Below are 13,198 nucleotides of genomic sequence, written 5' to 3'. Positions count from 1 at the left end.
TTCTGGTTTGCGGCTTAACATGTCGCCAGAATTAACCCCCATCTTAATCGTTGACAGTCTCAGGAAAGAAACATGGCTACCAATGCAAAACCCGTGTACAAACGCATTCTGCTTAAGCTGAGTGGCGAAGCGCTGCAGGGATCAGAAGGCTTCGGTATTGACGCAAGCATCCTTGACCGCATGGCACAGGAAATCAAAGAACTGGTCGAACTGGGTATCCAGGTTGGCGTGGTCATTGGCGGTGGTAACCTTTTCCGTGGTGCTGGTCTGGCGAAAGCGGGGATGAACCGCGTTGTGGGCGACCATATGGGAATGCTGGCTACCGTGATGAATGGTCTGGCCATGCGTGACGCTCTGCACCGCGCCTATGTGAACGCGCGCCTGATGTCCGCGATTCCGCTGAATGGCGTGTGCGACAATTACAGCTGGGCAGAAGCGATTAGCCTGCTGCGTAACAACCGTGTGGTGATCCTCTCCGCCGGTACCGGTAATCCGTTCTTTACTACCGATTCCGCCGCCTGCCTGCGCGGTATCGAAATCGAAGCCGATGTGGTGCTGAAAGCCACCAAAGTGGATGGCGTGTTTACTGCCGATCCGGCAAAAGATCCTTCAGCTACCATGTACGATCAGCTGACTTACAGCGAAGTGCTGGATAAAGAGCTGAAAGTAATGGATCTTGCCGCCTTCACGCTGGCTCGTGACCACAAACTGCCGATTCGTGTCTTCAACATGAACAAGCCTGGCGCGCTGCGTCGCGTCGTGATGGGCGAAAAAGAAGGCACTTTGATCACGGAATAATTTCCGTCGGCGACAAATACAGGTAAGATTCCGCTTTACTTTGTAGTGAATTCTCACCTGGACGCGCCTTTGGCGCTGTCATGATTTAAACGCGACTATACTTAGCACAGCCCGTGAGGCCGTGCTGGCGGATAGTCTGCCTGAGACAAGTTTTCAAGGATCCGTAACGTGATTAGCGATATCAGAAAAGATGCTGAAGTGCGCATGGACAAATGCGTAGAAGCGTTCAAAAACCAAATCAGCAAAGTGCGCACCGGTCGTGCTTCCCCAAGCCTGCTGGATGGCATTGTTGTTGAATACTACGGTACGCCAACTCCGCTGCGCCAGCTGGCGAGCGTCACGGTAGAAGATACCCGTACGCTGAAAATCAACGTCTTCGATCGTTCTATGGGTCCAGCCGTTGAGAAAGCGATCATGGCCTCCGACCTGGGTCTGAACCCAAGCTCTGCGGGTACTGATATCCGCGTTCCGCTGCCTCCGCTGACGGAAGAGCGTCGTAAAGAGCTGATCAAAGTCGTTCGTGGTGAAGCTGAAGGCGCGCGTGTCGCCGTACGTAACGTACGTCGTGATGCGAACGACAAAGTGAAAGCCCTGCTGAAAGAAAAAGAGATCAGTGAAGATGATGATCGTCGTTCTCAGGACGATGTTCAGAAGCTGACTGACGCTGCTATCAAAAAAGTCGATGCGGCGCTGGCAGACAAAGAAGCGGAACTGATGCAGTTCTGATTTCTGACGTAATCTGATAAAACGCCGTCCAGAAGGCCTTTATGGCTTTGCTGACGGCGTTTTGCTTTGCTGGTTTCACTATTTCCGGACATCTCATGAAGCAATTAACTCTTCTCGGCTCAACCGGCTCCATTGGTTGCAGCACCCTCGACGTCGTTCGCCATAATCCTGAACACTACCGCGTTACTGCGCTGGTGGCGGGGAAGAATGTCTCGCGCATGGTGGAACAGTGTCTGGAATTCACACCCCGCTATGCGGTGATGGATGATGACGAGAGCGCACGTCAAGTGAAACGGCTGCTGTCAGAGCAGGGGAGCCGCACTGAAGTGTTAAGTGGCCAGCAGGCGGCGTGCGAAATGGCAGCGCTGGATGACGTCGATCAGGTTATGGCGGCGATTGTGGGCGCGGCGGGCTTGTTGCCTACGCTTGCGGCAATAGACGCCGGTAAAACGGTTTTACTGGCGAATAAAGAGTCGTTAGTCACCTGTGGGCGGTTGTTTATGGAGGCGGTGAAACAGAACGGCGCCAGCTTGTTGCCGGTGGATAGCGAACATAACGCGATTTTTCAGAGTTTACCGCAACCTTTTCAACAGAACCTGGGGTACGCTGATCTGGAGCAAAATGGGGTCTCCTCCATATTGCTTACCGGGTCTGGTGGCCCTTTTCGCGACACGCCCTTGTCCGATCTGAGCGCAATGACGCCCGATCAGGCTTGCCGTCATCCGAACTGGTCGATGGGACGTAAAATTTCCGTCGATTCCGCCACCATGATGAATAAAGGTCTGGAATACATTGAAGCCCGATGGTTGTTTAATGCCTCTGCAAAGCAGATGGAGGTATTGATTCATCCGCAATCGGTGATTCACTCGATGGTGCGTTATCTGGACGGCAGCGTGTTAGCGCAATTAGGCGAACCGGATATGCGTACGCCTATCGCACATACGATGGCGTGGCCAAACCGCGTAGTCTCTGGTGTGAAGCCGCTCGATTTTTGCAAATTAAGTTCGTTAACGTTTAATGCGCCTGATTACCAACGCTACCCTTGCCTTAAACTGGCAATGGAGGCTTTTGATCAAGGCCAGGCCGCAACGACGGCGCTTAATGCCGCCAATGAAATCGCGGTGGCCGCGTTTTTAGCGCAACAGATCCGCTTCACGGATATTGCCGAATTAAATCAGCGGGTGCTTGAAACGATGGATTTACGCGAACCGCAAAGTGTCGATGATGTGCTGGCCGTAGATGCGCAAGCAAGGGGAGTGGCGCAAAAAGCGGTGACCCACCTCGCAAGCTGGTGATAAACCAGCCACTAGTGGTCATGCTATTTGTTAGCGTTGGGCTTCAGTGATATAGTCTGCGCCACCCAATCGCACGTATTTGGCTTATCGTGATTGGGGCAGCCGTGGTTGAACACGGCTTTTTTACGTAAAGGCTTCAGTATTCCTGAGTACCGTTAAATCCTTTCAGGGACTAAAAACGCGTTATGTTGTCTGCGAATCAACCAATGAGCGAAAACTTGCCAGCACATGGCTGTCGCCATGTAGCAATCATCATGGATGGCAATGGCCGCTGGGCGAAAAGACAAGGGAAGATCCGAGCCTTTGGGCATAAAGCTGGGGCGAAATCTGTGCGCCGTGCCGTTTCTTTTGCCGCCAATAACGGCATTGATGCGTTAACGCTCTATGCTTTCAGCAGTGAAAACTGGAATCGACCGGCGCAGGAAGTAAGCGCGTTGATGGAATTGTTTGTGTGGGCGCTAGACAGCGAAGTAAAAAGCCTTCACCGCCACAACGTTCGCCTGCGCGTCATTGGTGATACCAGTCGTTTTAATGCACGTCTGCAAGAACGCATTCGTAAAGCGGAAGCGCTAACCGGACAAAACACCGGCCTGACGCTGAATATCGCGGCGAATTACGGTGGACGGTGGGATATTATCCAGGGCGTTCAGCATTTGGCTGAACAAGTTCAGGAAGGGCTGTTACGGCCGGACCAGATTGATGAAGAGGCGCTGAGCAAGCAAATCTGCATGAGTGAACTTTCTCCCGTGGATTTAGTAATTAGGACAGGGGGAGAACATCGCATTAGTAACTTTTTGCTTTGGCAAATTGCCTATGCCGAACTTTACTTTACAGATGTTCTTTGGCCCGATTTTGACGAACAAGACTTTGAAGGTGCGCTGCATGCCTTTGCCAATCGAGAGCGTCGCTTCGGTGGCACCGAGCCTGGTGGCGACGACGCCTGATGGGGGTAGCTTTTGCTGAAGTATCGCCTGATTTCTGCTTTTGTTTTAATACCCATTGTCATCGCGGCGCTGTTTCTATTGCCTCCGGTGGGATTTGCCATTGTTACGCTGGTTGTCTGTATGCTGGCAGCGTGGGAATGGGGGCAACTTAGTGGTTTTACTTCGCGCTCACAGCGGGTATGGCTGGCGGTACTCTGCGGCCTGATTCTGGCGCTGATGCTGTTTATGCTGCCGGAGTATCATCATAATATCCATCAACCTCTGGTCGCGGGATCGCTGTGGCTATCGCTGGTCTGGTGGCTGGCTGCGCTATTGCTGGTGCTCTTCTATCCGGGGTCGGCAGCGCTATGGCGTAACTCTAAAACGCTGCGCCTGATTTTCGGGCTCTTCACCATCGTTCCCTTCTTTTGGGGAATGCTCGCGCTGCGAGCCTGGCACTATGACGATAACCACTACAGCGGCGCAATCTGGTTGCTTTATGTGATGATTCTTGTCTGGGGGGCTGACTCCGGTGCCTATATGTTTGGTAAACTGTTTGGCAAACATAAACTGGCACCAAAAGTGTCACCGGGTAAGACCTGGCAGGGGTTCATCGGCGGGCTGTTTACCGCAGCGATTATCTCCTGGGGATATGGCGTTTGGGCCAACCTCGAGGTGGCTCCGCTAACATTGCTGGTTTGCTCTATTATTGCGGCTCTGGCCTCCGTGCTGGGCGATTTAACCGAGAGCATGTTCAAGCGTGAAGCAGGGATTAAAGACAGTGGCCATCTGATTCCGGGGCACGGTGGTATCCTGGATCGTATAGACAGCCTGACAGCAGCCGTTCCGGTGTTTGCTTGCCTGTTTTTGCTGGTATTTGGAACGATTTAACGGAAGGTTTTATGCTTAGCATTCTCTGGAATCTGGCGGCATTCATCGTTGCACTGGGTGTGTTAATTACCGTGCATGAATTTGGCCATTTCTGGGTTGCTCGGCGCTGTGGCGTGCGGGTAGAGCGTTTCTCTATCGGCTTTGGTAAGGCTCTCTGGCGCCGTACCGATCGCCAGGGAACAGAATTTGTAATCGCCCTTATTCCGCTCGGGGGTTACGTTAAAATGCTTGATGAGCGCGTAGAGCCGGTCGCACCCGAAATGCGCCACTACGCGTTCAATACCAAATCTGTCGGCCAGCGCGCCGCCATCATCGCTGCCGGTCCGGTAGCAAACTTTATCTTCGCCGCTTTCGCCTACTGGCTGGTGTTTATCATCGGTGTCCATGGTGTTCGTCCGGTTGTTGGTGAAATAACTCCCAACTCCATCGCGGCGAGCGCGCAAATTGCCCCAGGCATGGAACTTAAAGCGATTGATGGTATCGAAACCCCTGATTGGGATGCGGTGCGGTTGCAGCTGGTTGCCAAAATTGGTGATGAGCAGACCACGCTAAGCGTTGCAAACTTTGGCGATAACCAGCGTCAGAATAAGGTTCTGGATTTACGCCACTGGGCATTCGAACCAGATAAAGAAGATCCCGTTGCTGCATTGGGTATCCGTCCGCGCGGTGCGCAGATTGAATCCGTGCTTGCAGAAGTACAGGATGGGTCCGCCGCAAGCAAAGCAGGTTTGCAAGCGGGCGATAGGATCGTTAAAGTCGATGGTCAGCCATTAACGCAGTGGATGACCTTTGTTAATCTGGTGCGCGATAATCCAGGTACGCCGTTGGCGCTGGAGGTTGAAAGGCAGGGGAGTCCGCTCTCCTTAACGCTTATCCCGGATACCAAATCGGGTGGCGGAAAGGCTGAGGGGTTTGCTGGCGTGGTGCCAAAAGTGATCCCGCTGCCTGATGAGTACAAGACAATACGCCAGTATGGGCCGTTCAGCGCCATCCTTGAAGCCACGGATAAAACATGGCAAATGATGAAGCTGACGGTTCAAATGCTGGGGAAATTGATTACTGGTGACGTAAAACTGAACAACCTCAGTGGGCCGATTTCGATCGCTCAGGGGGCTGGGATGTCAGCAGAGTTCGGGGTGATTTACTACCTGATGTTTCTTGCGCTCATTAGCGTGAACCTCGGGATAATCAACCTGTTCCCACTTCCGGTGTTAGACGGGGGGCATCTGCTGTTTTTAGCGATTGAGAAGCTAAAAGGCGGGCCGGTGTCCGAGCGAGTTCAAGACTTTAGTTATCGCATTGGCTCGATTTTGCTGGTGCTGTTAATGGGGCTTGCACTTTTCAATGATTTTTCTCGGTTGTAATAGAGATAGTTAGGAAGAACGCATAATAACGATGGCGATGAAAAAGTTGCTCATAGCGTCGCTGCTGTTTAGCAGCGCCACCGTATACGGTGCTGAAGGGTTCGTAGTGAAGGATATTCATTTCGAAGGTCTTCAGCGTGTCGCCGTTGGTGCGGCCCTCCTCAGTATGCCAGTGCGCCAAGGCGACACGGTTAATGATGAAGACATCAGTAATACCATTCGCGCGTTGTTTGCCACTGGCAACTTCGAGGACGTCCGCGTCCTGCGCGATGGTGATACTTTACTGGTTCAGGTGAAGGAACGCCCGACGATTGCCAGCATCACCTTCTCCGGCAACAAGTCGGTGAAAGACGATATGCTCAAGCAGAACCTTGAAGCGTCTGGCGTGCGTGTCGGTGAATCCCTGGACCGAACTACCCTCTCCGATATCGAAAAAGGGCTGGAAGATTTCTACTACAGCGTGGGTAAATACAGCGCGAGCGTAAAAGCCGTTGTGACCCCGCTGCCGCGTAACCGCGTTGACCTGAAGCTTGTCTTCCAGGAAGGGGTGTCCGCGAAAATCCAGCAGATCAACATCGTGGGCAACCATGCGTTCAGCACCGATGAACTGATCTCCACTTTCCAGCTGCGCGACGAAGTGCCATGGTGGAACGTGGTAGGCGATCGCAAATACCAGAAACAGAAACTGGCGGGCGACCTTGAAACCCTGCGTAGTTACTATCTGGACCGCGGCTATGCCCGTTTCAATATCGACTCAACGCAAGTGAGTCTGACTCCGGACAAGAAAGGCATCTACATTACCGTTAACATTACTGAAGGCGATAAATATACGCTTTCTGGTGTTGAAGTGAGCGGTAACCTCGCCGGCCATTCTGCTGAGATCGAGAGCCTGACCAAACTGCAGCCGGGTGAACTGTATAGCGGTGCGAAAGTCACCAAAATGGAAGACGGCATTAAAAAGCTGCTCGGCCGTTATGGTTACGCTTACCCACGCGTTCAGACCCAGCCAGAAATCAACGACACGGATAAAACCGTTAAGCTGCACGTGAATGTCGATGCAGGTAACCGTTTCTACGTGCGTAAGATCCGTTTTGAAGGGAACGACACCTCCAAAGATGCCGTTCTGCGTCGCGAAATGCGTCAGATGGAAGGGGCCTGGCTTGGCAGCGATTTGGTTGACCAGGGTAAAGAGCGTCTGAACCGTCTGGGCTACTTTGAAACGGTCGATACCGATACTCAACGCGTGCCTGGCCGTCCGGATCAGGTCGACGTGGTTTATAAGGTTAAAGAGCGTAACACCGGTAGCTTCAACTTCGGTGTTGGCTACGGTACTGAAAGTGGCGTGAGCTTCCAGGTGGGCGTTCAGCAGGATAACTGGCTGGGCACGGGTTATTCCGTCGGTATCAACGGTACCAAGAATGACTATCAGACCTACTCAGAGTTCTCCGTCACTAACCCGTACTTCACCGTTGACGGTGTGAGTCTCGGTGGTCGTATTTTCTATAACGACTTTAAAGCTGACGATGCCGATCTGTCCTCCTATACCAACAAAAGTTATGGTCTGGATGGAACACTTGGCTTCCCGATTAACGAATACAACACCCTGCGTGCAGGTTTAGGTTACGTACATAACGACCTGTCCAACATGCAGCCGCAGGTGGCGATGTGGCGTTATCTGGACTCTATCGGACAGTCTGCAAGCACTTCCAGCGATGACAATGGCTTTGCTGCGGATGACTTCACCTTCAACTACGGGTGGACATATAACCGCCTTGACCGTGGTTTCTTCCCGACGGAAGGTTCACGTGTCAACCTGAACGGTAAAGTAACTATCCCAGGTTCCGATAACGAGTTCTACAAAGTAACGCTGGATACCGCGTCCTACTTCCCAATCGACGACGATCATAAATGGGTTGTCCTGGGTCGTACCCGCTGGGGTTACGGTGATGGGTTGAGTGGCAAAGAGCTGCCATTCTACGAAAACTTCTATGCAGGTGGTTCCAGCACCGTACGTGGCTTCCAGTCCAATAACATTGGTCCGAAAGCGGTCTACTACGGCGGTAATGACGAAGATAACTGCGCGAAGAGCTCCTCAAGCGAAGTCTGTAGTTCCGATGACGCAGTGGGCGGTAACGCAATGGCTGTCGCCAGCCTGGAGTTCATCACACCGACGCCGTTTATCAGCGACAAGTATGCTAACTCCGTACGTACTTCCTTCTTCTGGGATGCGGGTACCGTATGGGATACCAACTGGGATAACACGGCTCAGATGCGTGCGGCAGGTGTTCCAGACTATAGCGATCCAGGCAACATTCGCATGTCTGCAGGTATCGCATTACAATGGATGTCACCGCTGGGGCCGTTGGTCTTCTCCTACGCCCAGCCGTTTAAGAAATACGATGGAGACAAAGCGGAACAATTCCAGTTTAACATTGGTAAAACCTGGTAATTATCCGCAGCAAAGGAATGTGATGGCAGTGTAGCGCTGACAACTGGCGATCGCATGATCGCCTTGCCACGCAAAGAACGGTACCTTCGGGTGCCAATGGGATGGTAAGGAGTTAATTGTGAAAAAGTGGTTATTAGCTGCAGGCCTCGGTTTAGCGATGGCTACCTCTGCTCAGGCAGCGGACAAAATTGCAATCGTGAACATGGGTAACCTGTTCCAGCAGGTTGCGCAGAAAACCGGTGTTTCTGCAACACTGGAGAACGAGTTCAAAGGCCGTGCTGGCGAACTTCAGCGCATGGAAAACGATCTGCAATCAAAAATGCAGCGTCTGCAGCGTGATGGTTCTACCATGAAAGCAAGCGAGCGCAGCAAGCTGGAGAAAGACGTAATGGCTCAGCGCCAGACCTTCTCTCAGAAAGCACAGGCTTTCGAGCAAGATCGTCAACGTCGCTCTAACGAAGAACGTGGCAAACTGGTTACCCGTATCCAGTCAGCTGTGAAAAGCGTTGCTGCCGATCAGAGCATCGATCTGGTTGTAGATGCTAACGCCGTTGCCTTCAACAGCAGCGATGTAAAAGACATCACCGCTGATGTACTGAAACAGGTTAAATAAGTAATGCCTTCAATTCGACTGGCTGATTTAGCTCAGCAGTTGGATGCAGAATTACACGGTGATGGCGATATCGTCATCACCGCTGTTGCGTCCATGCAATCCGCTAAAGCAGGCAATATCACTTTCATGGTAAGCCCTAAATACCGTGAACATCTGGCTCAATGCCAGGCGTCTGCTGTCGTGCTGACGATGGACGATCTGCCTTTTGCCTCCGGAAGCGCGCTGGTAGTAAAAAACCCCTACCTGACGTATGCCCGTATGGCACAAATTCTTGATACCACGCCGCAGCCAGCGCATAACATCGCACCCAGTGCGGTGATTGACCCGACGGCGCAGCTGGGTAATAACGTTTCTATCGGCCCGAATGCGGTTATTGAATCAGACGTTGTGCTGGGCGATAACGTGGTCATCGGCGCGGGTTGCTTCGTAGGTAAAAAAACCAAAATTGGCGCAGGTTCTCGCTTGTGGGCCAACGTCTCGGTTTACCATGAGATTGAAATTGGCGAAAACTGCCTAATCCAGTCCAGCACCGTTATCGGTTCGGATGGGTTCGGTTATGCCAACGATCGCGGCAACTGGGTGAAGATCCCGCAGTTGGGGCGCGTGATCATCGGCGATCGCGTTGAAATCGGCGCATGCACCACAATCGACCGTGGCGCGCTGGATGACACGATAATCGGTAATGGTGTTATCATCGATAATCAATGCCAGATTGCACATAATGTAGTGATTGGCGACAATACTGCCGTTGCTGGTGGCGTGATTATGGCTGGCAGCCTGAAGATTGGCCGTTACTGTATGATTGGCGGTGCCAGCGTCATTAACGGGCATATGGAAATATGCGACAAAGTGACGGTGACCGGGATGGGTATGGTTATGCGTCCTATCACCGAGCCGGGCGTATATTCCTCGGGCATTCCGCTGCAACCTAATAAGGTGTGGCGTAAAACAGCTGCTCTGGTGATGAATATTGATGATATGAGCAAGCGCCTCAAGGCTATTGAGCGCAAATTCGATCAACAAGACTAAGCGTTCATTCATTTAACGCAAACTTCCCGGCCTGTCGGCTTTCTTTTAAACCGGCAGGCCGTGTTATTATTGCTATTCAGAATTTTTAGACAGGAAGAGTATTTTGACTACTGACACTCATACTCTGCATATTGAAGAGATTTTAGAGCTTCTGCCTCACCGCTACCCGTTCTTACTGGTAGATCGTGTGCTGGATTTTGAAGAAGGTCGTTTTCTGCGCGCAGTGAAAAATGTCTCCGTAAATGAGCCATTCTTCCAGGGGCATTTCCCTGGTAAGCCTATCTTCCCGGGTGTATTGATCCTGGAAGCAATGGCTCAGGCAACCGGTATTCTGGCGTTTAAAAGCGTGGGTAAACTGGAGCCGGGTGAATTGTATTACTTCGCTGGTATCGATGAAGCGCGCTTTAAGCGCCCAGTCGTACCAGGTGATCAGATGATCATGGAAGTGACTTTTGAGAAAACGCGTCGCGGCCTGACTCGCTTCAAAGGTGTTGCTCTGGTTGACGGCAAAGTTGTTTGCGAAGCTACCATGATGTGTGCGCGTAGCCGGGAGGCCTGATACGTGATTGATAAATCCGCCTTTATTCATCCAACCGCCATTGTGGAAGAGGGTGCCGTTATTGGTGCCAATGTCCATATTGGCCCGTTCTGTATTGTTGGACCCCATGTCGAAATTGGTGAGGGTACCGTACTGAAATCTCACATTGTCGTTAATGGTCATACGATCATTGGACGCGATAATGAGATTTATCAGTTCGCCTCCATCGGTGAAGCTAATCAGGATCTTAAATATGCTGGTGAGCCGACCCGTGTGGAAATCGGCGATCGTAACCGCATTCGCGAAAGCGTCACCATTCATCGTGGCACAACTCAGGGTGGTGGATTGACGAAGGTGGGCAGCGATAACCTCTTTATGGTCAATGCGCATATTGCGCACGACTGTACGGTAGGCAACCGCTGCATCCTCGCCAACAATGCAACGCTGGCGGGACACGTATCGGTTGACGATTTCGCAATCATTGGTGGTATGACCGCAGTCCATCAGTTCTGCATCATTGGTGCACACGTGATGGTCGGCGGCTGCTCCGGTGTGGCGCAAGATGTCCCGCCGTATGTGATTGCGCAGGGCAACCACGCAACGCCGTTTGGCGTCAATATCGAAGGTCTGAAGCGTCGTGGCTTTACGCGCGAAGCCATTACCGCGATCCGCAATGCGTACAAAATTATGTACCGTAGCGGTAAAACGCTGGAAGAGGCTAAGCCGGAAGTTTCTGCCCTGGCGGAACAGTACCCTGAGGTGAAGGCGTTCACCGAGTTCTTTGAACGCTCAACCCGCGGCCTGATTCGTTAATGGTTGATAACCGCCCGCTTACGATAGCCCTGGTCGCCGGAGAAACCTCCGGCGATATTCTTGGTGCCGGTCTTATTCGCGCGCTCAAAGCCCGCGTTCCCAACGCCCGCTTTGTGGGGGTGGCTGGTCCGCTGATGCAGGCCGAAGGGTGTGAAGCCTGGTACGAAATGGAAGAGCTTGCGGTGATGGGCATTGTTGAAGTGCTGGGTCGCCTGCGTCGTCTGCTGCACATTCGTGCCGATCTTACCCGTCGTTTTACCGAACTCGAGCCCGATGTGTTTGTCGGTATCGACGCGCCCGATTTCAATATTACCCTTGAAGGGAATTTGAAAAAGAAGGGCATTAAAACCATTCATTATGTCAGTCCGTCCGTCTGGGCGTGGCGACAGAAACGCGTTTTCAAAATAGGCAGATCGACCAATCTGGTACTGGCCTTCCTGCCTTTCGAAAAAGCGTTTTACGACAAATTTAATGTTCCGTGTCGCTTTATCGGCCACACCATGGCCGATGCCATGCCGCTGGATCCTGATAAAAACGCAGCACGTGATGTATTAGGTATTCCACACGATGTACACTGCCTGGCTCTGCTGCCCGGCAGTCGTGGTGCGGAAGTGGAGATGCTCAGCGCTGATTTCCTGAAAACGGCGCAGATCCTCCGCCAAACCTACCCCGATCTGGAAGTGGTCGTGCCGCTGGTCAATGCGAAACGGCGCGAGCAATTTGAACGCATCAAAGCGGAAGTTGCGCCAGAACTGCATGTCCGCCTGCTGGACGGTAAAGGGCGGGAAGCAATGGTGGCAAGCGATGCAGCGCTGCTCGCTTCAGGAACGGCAGCGCTGGAGTGCATGCTGGCCAAATGCCCGATGGTGGTTGGCTATCGCATGAAACCGTTCACCTTCTGGCTGGCGAAACGTCTGGTGAAAACGGACTATGTTTCGTTGCCAAACCTGCTCGCCAGGCGCGAGCTGGTTAAAGAGTTGCTGCAGGATGAGTGTCAACCGCAGCAGCTTGCCGAGGCGCTACTGCCGTTGCTTGCCAATGGCAAAACCAGTCATGAGATGCACGATACCTTCCGCGAACTGCATCAGCAGATCCGCTGTAATGCCGATGAGCAAGCGGCAGATGCGGTGCTGGAGTTAGCAAAATGATGGAATTTATCTATCCACACACGCACCTGGTGGCGGGTGTGGATGAAGTCGGTCGTGGGCCGCTGGTGGGTGCGGTGGTGACTGCTGCCGTTATTCTCGATCCGGCTCGCCCCATCGTCGGGCTAAACGATTCAAAAAAGCTCTCAGAAAAACGTCGTCTGGCGTTATACGATGAGATCAAAGAGAAGGCGCTGGCCTGGAGCCTCGGGCGCGCAGAGCCACATGAAATTGACGAGCTGAATATTCTCCATGCCACCATGCTGGCGATGCAGCGCGCGGTGGCGGGGCTGGCAATTGTGCCGGAATATGTGCTGATTGATGGTAATCGCTGTCCGGCATTGCCAATGCCCTCCCTGGCGGTGGTGAAAGGCGACAGCCGTGTCGCGGAAATTAGTGCGGCCTCCATTCTTGCTAAGGTCACTCGCGATGCCGAGATGGCCGCGCTGGATCTCACATTTCCCCAGTACGGCTTCGGCCAGCACAAGGGGTATCCTACCGCTTTCCATCTGGAAAGGCTGGCAGAACATGGCGCAACGGAACATCACCGCCGCAGTTTTGGGCCGGTGAAACGCGCGATGGGACAGGTGTCCTGAATCAAGACGCAAGCAATT

At 52.7% G+C, this 13,198-nt stretch carries 13 protein-coding genes; all 13 read left to right on the top strand.

What is annotated here, in order from left to right; translation table 11 throughout:
* The first annotated feature begins 72 nt into the window (after positions 1–72).
* The 13 genes from pyrH to rnhB all read left to right on the top strand — a co-directional run bounded on the left by pyrH (position 73) and on the right by rnhB (position 13,180).
* Positions 73–798: a UMP kinase gene (gene pyrH / locus WFN75_RS12505; protein ID WP_004098747.1), complete on the top strand. Its 726-nt coding sequence runs from the start codon at positions 73–75 to the stop codon at positions 796–798.
* A 168-nt stretch (positions 799–966) separates the two neighbouring features.
* Positions 967–1,524 (top strand): ribosome recycling factor, encoded by a 558-nt coding sequence (gene frr, locus WFN75_RS12500; RefSeq protein ID WP_040077093.1) that lies wholly within the window; start codon positions 967–969, stop codon positions 1,522–1,524.
* Positions 1,525–1,619: 95 nt separating this feature from the next.
* Positions 1,620–2,819 (top strand): 1-deoxy-D-xylulose-5-phosphate reductoisomerase, encoded by a 1,200-nt coding sequence (gene ispC / locus WFN75_RS12495; RefSeq protein ID WP_046885055.1) that lies wholly within the window; start codon positions 1,620–1,622, stop codon positions 2,817–2,819.
* 185 nt (positions 2,820–3,004) lie between these two features.
* Entirely contained in the window at positions 3,005–3,763 is a 759-nt protein-coding gene (gene ispU / locus WFN75_RS12490; protein WP_040077092.1) for a (2E,6E)-farnesyl-diphosphate-specific ditrans,polycis-undecaprenyl-diphosphate synthase, read from the top strand.
* Positions 3,764–3,775: 12 nt separating this feature from the next.
* Positions 3,776–4,633 carry a phosphatidate cytidylyltransferase gene (gene cdsA / locus WFN75_RS12485; protein ID WP_040077091.1) on the top strand — a complete coding sequence of 286 codons (858 nt, stop codon included), beginning with the start codon at positions 3,776–3,778 and terminating at the stop codon, positions 4,631–4,633.
* A gap of 11 nt (positions 4,634–4,644) precedes the next feature.
* The gene (gene rseP / locus WFN75_RS12480; RefSeq protein WP_336996440.1) at positions 4,645–5,997 is read left to right on the top strand and encodes a sigma E protease regulator RseP; all 1,353 of its coding nucleotides are present in this window, start codon (positions 4,645–4,647) and stop codon (positions 5,995–5,997) included.
* 31 nt (positions 5,998–6,028) lie between these two features.
* Positions 6,029–8,446, top strand: a complete 2,418-nt coding sequence (bamA, locus tag WFN75_RS12475; RefSeq protein ID WP_040077089.1) for an outer membrane protein assembly factor BamA — start codon at positions 6,029–6,031, stop codon at positions 8,444–8,446.
* A gap of 118 nt (positions 8,447–8,564) precedes the next feature.
* The gene (gene skp / locus WFN75_RS12470; RefSeq protein WP_040077088.1) at positions 8,565–9,059 is read left to right on the top strand and encodes a molecular chaperone Skp; all 495 of its coding nucleotides are present in this window, start codon (positions 8,565–8,567) and stop codon (positions 9,057–9,059) included.
* A 3-nt stretch (positions 9,060–9,062) separates the two neighbouring features.
* The gene (gene lpxD / locus WFN75_RS12465) at positions 9,063–10,088 is read left to right on the top strand and encodes a UDP-3-O-(3-hydroxymyristoyl)glucosamine N-acyltransferase (protein WP_040077087.1); all 1,026 of its coding nucleotides are present in this window, start codon (positions 9,063–9,065) and stop codon (positions 10,086–10,088) included.
* 103 nt (positions 10,089–10,191) lie between these two features.
* Positions 10,192–10,647 (top strand): 3-hydroxyacyl-ACP dehydratase FabZ, encoded by a 456-nt coding sequence (gene fabZ, locus WFN75_RS12460; protein ID WP_007373234.1) that lies wholly within the window; start codon positions 10,192–10,194, stop codon positions 10,645–10,647.
* A 3-nt stretch (positions 10,648–10,650) separates the two neighbouring features.
* The gene (lpxA, locus tag WFN75_RS12455) at positions 10,651–11,439 is read left to right on the top strand and encodes an acyl-ACP--UDP-N-acetylglucosamine O-acyltransferase (RefSeq protein ID WP_286783691.1); all 789 of its coding nucleotides are present in this window, start codon (positions 10,651–10,653) and stop codon (positions 11,437–11,439) included.
* A complete protein-coding gene (gene lpxB, locus WFN75_RS12450; RefSeq protein WP_212477169.1) occupies positions 11,439–12,587 on the top strand; it encodes a lipid-A-disaccharide synthase in 1,149 nt (382 codons plus the stop codon). Before lpxA ends, lpxB begins: the two co-directional genes overlap by 1 nt.
* Entirely contained in the window at positions 12,584–13,180 is a 597-nt protein-coding gene (gene rnhB, locus WFN75_RS12445) for a ribonuclease HII (protein WP_212477168.1), read from the top strand. Before lpxB ends, rnhB begins: the two co-directional genes overlap by 4 nt.
* The last annotated feature ends 18 nt before the right edge of the window (positions 13,181–13,198 follow it).

This window comes from Leclercia sp. UBA7405 (assembly GCF_037152215.1).
Taxonomy (GTDB): domain Bacteria; phylum Pseudomonadota; class Gammaproteobacteria; order Enterobacterales; family Enterobacteriaceae; genus Enterobacter; species Enterobacter pneumoniae.
The sequence above is the reverse complement of the archived record's forward strand: the minus strand, read 5'-3'. Positions and strand labels throughout refer to the sequence as shown.

Bases quoted from the DNA above. Each gene is read 5' to 3' on its own strand.
- pyrH (WP_004098747.1), top strand. From the start codon at position 73: ATGGCTACCAATGCAAAACCCGTGTACAAACGCATTCTGCTTAAGCTG.
- ispC (WP_046885055.1), top strand. From the start codon at position 1,620: ATGAAGCAATTAACTCTTCTCGGCTCAACCGGCTCCATTGGTTGCAGC.
- ispU (WP_040077092.1), top strand. From the start codon at position 3,005: ATGTTGTCTGCGAATCAACCAATGAGCGAAAACTTGCCAGCACATGGC.
- rseP (WP_336996440.1), top strand. From the start codon at position 4,645: ATGCTTAGCATTCTCTGGAATCTGGCGGCATTCATCGTTGCACTGGGT.
- bamA (WP_040077089.1), top strand. From the start codon at position 6,029: ATGGCGATGAAAAAGTTGCTCATAGCGTCGCTGCTGTTTAGCAGCGCC.
- lpxD (WP_040077087.1), top strand. From the start codon at position 9,063: ATGCCTTCAATTCGACTGGCTGATTTAGCTCAGCAGTTGGATGCAGAA.
- lpxB (WP_212477169.1), top strand. From the start codon at position 11,439: ATGGTTGATAACCGCCCGCTTACGATAGCCCTGGTCGCCGGAGAAACC.
- rnhB (WP_212477168.1), top strand. From the start codon at position 12,584: ATGATGGAATTTATCTATCCACACACGCACCTGGTGGCGGGTGTGGAT.